Annotated in this window: 4 protein-coding genes; 3 read left to right on the forward strand and 1 reads right to left on the reverse strand. The window is 58.5% G+C overall.

Annotated features, from left to right (window positions below):
- Positions 1 to 548 precede the first annotated feature (548 nt).
- Positions 549 to 1,703, forward strand: a complete 1,155-nt coding sequence (locus EGI20_RS16475; protein ID WP_498632773.1) for a glycerophosphodiester phosphodiesterase — start codon at positions 549 to 551, stop codon at positions 1,701 to 1,703.
- A 50-nt stretch (positions 1,704 to 1,753) separates the two neighbouring features.
- Here the strand turns inward: EGI20_RS16475 and EGI20_RS16480 are convergent, their stop codons facing one another.
- Positions 1,754 to 2,218 carry a copper chaperone PCu(A)C gene (locus tag EGI20_RS16480; protein ID WP_498632775.1) on the reverse strand — a complete coding sequence of 155 codons (465 nt, stop codon included), beginning with the start codon at positions 2,216 to 2,218 and terminating at the stop codon, positions 1,754 to 1,756.
- A gap of 187 nt (positions 2,219 to 2,405) precedes the next feature.
- Here EGI20_RS16480 and EGI20_RS16485 point away from each other — a divergent pair, with 187 nt between their 5' ends.
- Together EGI20_RS16485 and EGI20_RS16490 are read left to right on the forward strand one after the other, a co-directional pair.
- Positions 2,406 to 3,050, forward strand: coding sequence for a MarC family NAAT transporter (locus EGI20_RS16485; protein WP_124734886.1), 645 nt, complete (start codon positions 2,406 to 2,408; stop codon positions 3,048 to 3,050).
- A gap of 295 nt (positions 3,051 to 3,345) precedes the next feature.
- Positions 3,346 to 3,714 (forward strand): hypothetical protein (locus tag EGI20_RS16490; protein WP_498632777.1); only part of this gene is annotated, 369 nt, incomplete at its 3' end.

The following is a 3,714-nucleotide window of genomic DNA, read 5'->3' on the forward strand; positions in this document are numbered from 1 at the left end:
GCGGCAGCCGGTGCAATAGTGGATTTCAATACGGGGTAGCAGGGGCGTGGTCATCGTGCGGCAGTGTCAGGGTAAAGCACGATGGTAGCCGATTGCGCGTCGCCGGGCATGCCCTTCCCTGACTGACTCTTTGCGTCCTGCATGGCAGGCGCCCCTCCATCGACTTTTTTATTCAGGTAAAACCTGGCGAAGGGTAAAGACAAGGCCTCGGGCGACGCGATCGGGCTGGCTAGGCGCCGACGCTTTGCAGTCTGCATGCCATTAGTATTTGGGTAAAGAAGTTTGTATGTTGTCGGACGATGCTGCATTGCACGATGTTACTTTCATGCAACGCCTAGGGAGATAGCCGGTAAAGCCTTGTGTTCTATGGATCTTTGTCGATGTGCGTATCCGCAGGCAGGGAGAATGAAGCAGGGCGAATGTAGCAGTCGCCGGTGAAGTGGCAAGAACTTGGATAATGGCGGCCGGCACAAATCTGTCATCTTTTCATCATGGCAACGTAACATTCCATATAGATACTTGTGCCATCAAAAACCATGATGGAGTGCATGATGAAGATCTCTGCCTTGTTGTCCAGCCTGATGGCCAGCTGTTTGATCCTGCCTGCTTACGCCGCGCAAACTCCGGCCTATCCCACGCTGAGTGGCAAGGCACCGCTGGTGATTGCCCACCGCGGTGCTTCGGGCTACCTGCCCGAGCACACGCTGGAAGCGTATGCCCGCGCCGTCGAACTGGGTGCAGACTATATCGAGCCGGATCTGGTCTCGACCAAGGATGGCGTATTGATTGCCCGTCATGAGCCCAACCTGAAAGACAGTACCGATGTGGCGAGCCGGCCAGAGTTTGCCGAGCGCAAAAAGAAGTGGCTGGTTGACGGGGTGGAGGAGGAGGGCTGGTTTGCGCCGGACTTTACCCTGGCCGAAATCAAGACCCTGCGTGCCGTTCAGCAGCGTGCTGACCGGCCACAGGAGTTCAACGGCCAGTTCTCGATTCCGACTTTCGAAGAAATTCTTGCTCTGCGTGAAAAACTCAGCAAACAGGCCGGGCGCGAGGTTGGTATCTACCCGGAAACCAAGCATCCAAGCTGGCATGCGGCCCAGCAACTGGCGCTGGAACCGGTCTTGCTGGCCAGCCTGAAAAAGCATGGCCTGAATCGCAAGAATGCCCCCGTGTTTATTCAGTCATTCGAGACGGCAAACCTGAAAGCCTTGCGCAAGCAGACACCGGTCAAACTGGTGTTTCTGCTGGACGGCAATGATGTGACGGTGGATGGCAAGATGGAGGCCGGCCGGCCTTATGATTTTGTGCTGTCCGGAGATACACGGACGTTTGCCGATTTGACCAAGCCGGCTGCACTCAAGGAAATCCGCCGCTTTGCCGATGGTATCGGCCCGTGGAAGCCTTACATCATGGCAAGCGAAGGCATGGCGGACAAAAAAACCGGGCAGGCGGCCGATGTGAATGGCGACAAGGTGGTCGATATGCAGGACCGTACCTTGCTGGAGCCAGGCTCCCTAGTGCGGGACGCACACAAGGCCGGGCTATTCGTCCATGCCTATACCTTCCGCAACGAGCCCAAATATCTGGCGGCGAATTTCATGAATGATCCGCAGGAAGAATATAAAGCGTATTACGCACTGGGCGTGGACGGGGTATTCAGCGACTTTGCCGATACGGCGGTCAAGGCCCGCAGCCTGAAATAAGCCGGCGGGGTGATAGCTAAGGGGAAGCATGGCGCTTCCCCTTTTTTGCTTTAGTGCTGCATGGGCATGGCAGCGGGCATGCCGTCTTCCACCACCACATCCAGTTTCACTTCGCCACCGCGTTCGAACTTCAGCGTCAGTGGAAAATGCTCGCCTTTTTGCAGCGGGCTGTTCAGCCCCATCAGCATGACATGCAGGCCGCCGGGCGCAAACTTGACTGTCTGGCCGGCCGGCACGGCCACCCCGCCTTCGACTTCGCGCATGCGCATCACGCCGTTATCGTGGATATGGGTGTGCAGTTCGGCCTTTTTTGCGCGCGGAGTCTGGGCGCTAAGCAGGCGATCCGCCTGCTTGCCGGTGTTTTCGATAAGGAAATAGGCAGCGCCATTGACCGAGGCTGCCGGCATGACCCGGCTCCATGGGTGCTGGATGGTCAGATCGGCGCTGCGGGTTTCGTGCGCGATGGCCGTAAAAGGCAGGGTAGCGAGCAGGGCGGTAAGCAGCAGCTTGTTCATGGCGATTCTGTTCAGAGGGCAAAGATGAGCAGAAAAATATCACATTTGTCATCGAGAATGATGCGACACAATGTCGCAGGGGTGTTTTGTTGTGAGGGCGACAGCGGTTTTCGCGACAACGACGCCAGACTGGGCAGGGCGTGTAATCCGGATAGAATGCCGGCTTAGTCTCAACCCGTGCAAGCAAATGCTTGAGCAATTTTACCTGCAGTATCTGTTCGGTGGCCTGGTCAGTCTGATCGTCATCACCAATCCGCTATCCAAGATTCCGCTCTTTATCAGCCTGACGCGCGGCATGAGCGAGACCCAGCGTGCCGAGCAGGCACGCATGGCTTGCGTTTACGCCGCCGCCATCATGGCGGTATCGCTGATGGCGGGTAATCTGATCCTCGAATTCTTCGGTATTTCCTACGGCGCCTTGCGTATTGCCGGTGGCCTAGTGGTGGCGGTAATCGGTTATCGCATGCTGTTTTTGCCGCCGGACAGTGGCCACAATCACAAAATGGTGGAGGAAGAGGATTGTGCCTTCTTCCCTATCGCCATGCCCGGAATCAGCGGGCCGGGCACCATTGCGGTGGTGATCGGCCTGTCGACTGAAATTGCCGAGCTTTCCAGCTGGCCAGCCAAGGCCGCAGCCATGTTCATGACCTTGCTGGCCATTGCCGGCACCAGTGTCGGGGTGTGGATGATGCTGCGCTCGTCCACGCTGATTGCGGAAAAGCTGGGCCGCGCCGGACGCGAAGTTCTGGGGCGGCTGATGGGCTTTTTGCTGATTTGTGTTGGCGTGCAGTTTGTCGGCTCAGGCATCCGTACCTTTATGGCTGGCTCCTGAGGCGGGTCGGCGCCTGGCTACTGCGCATGCGATGGTAGCGCTATTGCCTTGCCGGACTCTGCAACGTGCATCCTGTTTTTCCCGGCGTTTTCCACATCATCCTGAGCTGCTACGGTTAGCTGCCCTGTCCGGGGCGACTGGGCGTGTTCCGCTGTAAGAACGCCCGGCCTGCGTGCCGGGCTGTGGCCGGCTTGCCATAACGCTAGGACTTTTCGCAGGGCTGCGTGCCGGGCGTCACGGGAGTGACATATGGACATGCTAATGATGCATGGACACCACTCATGAGGATGTCCCGATGCAGAAAACAGACGCCGTCGCCTCCCTTGGGGAGTCATCCCTGCTCCTGCCAGGGTGGATTACCGCTGCGCTGGCGGCGAACGACCGGTTGAAGCTTTATCTGAGCCTGATGCAGGCCGTGATCCATGCCGTGGACCACGGCGAGGACATCGCTATCGATTGGCAAAGGGAGTTCGTCCGTCTCGGCCTGCAGAGCCAGGCCTGGCTGGCTGCCTTGGGGCATGGCGCCTACCGGCAGGGCGACGCAGTCTTTGTGCCGCGGCTAGGTGAGTGGCTGGATGCGCTGGACAGGGACCTGCATGCCCTGGCGCGCCCGGTCTGTGGGCGGCCTGAATACCCGGCGCCTGCGCTCAAGGCCAGGTGCGAT

The sequence above is a fragment of the Aquitalea sp. S1-19 genome (assembly GCF_024343515.1).

Coding starts and splice junctions, on each gene's coding strand:
- EGI20_RS16485 (WP_124734886.1), top strand. CDS start 2,406: ATGCTTGAGCAATTTTACCTGCAGTATCTGTTCGGTGGCCTGGTCAGT.
- EGI20_RS16475 (WP_498632773.1), top strand. CDS start 549: ATGATGAAGATCTCTGCCTTGTTGTCCAGCCTGATGGCCAGCTGTTTG.
- EGI20_RS16480 (WP_498632775.1), bottom strand. CDS start 2,218: ATGAACAAGCTGCTGCTTACCGCCCTGCTCGCTACCCTGCCTTTTACG.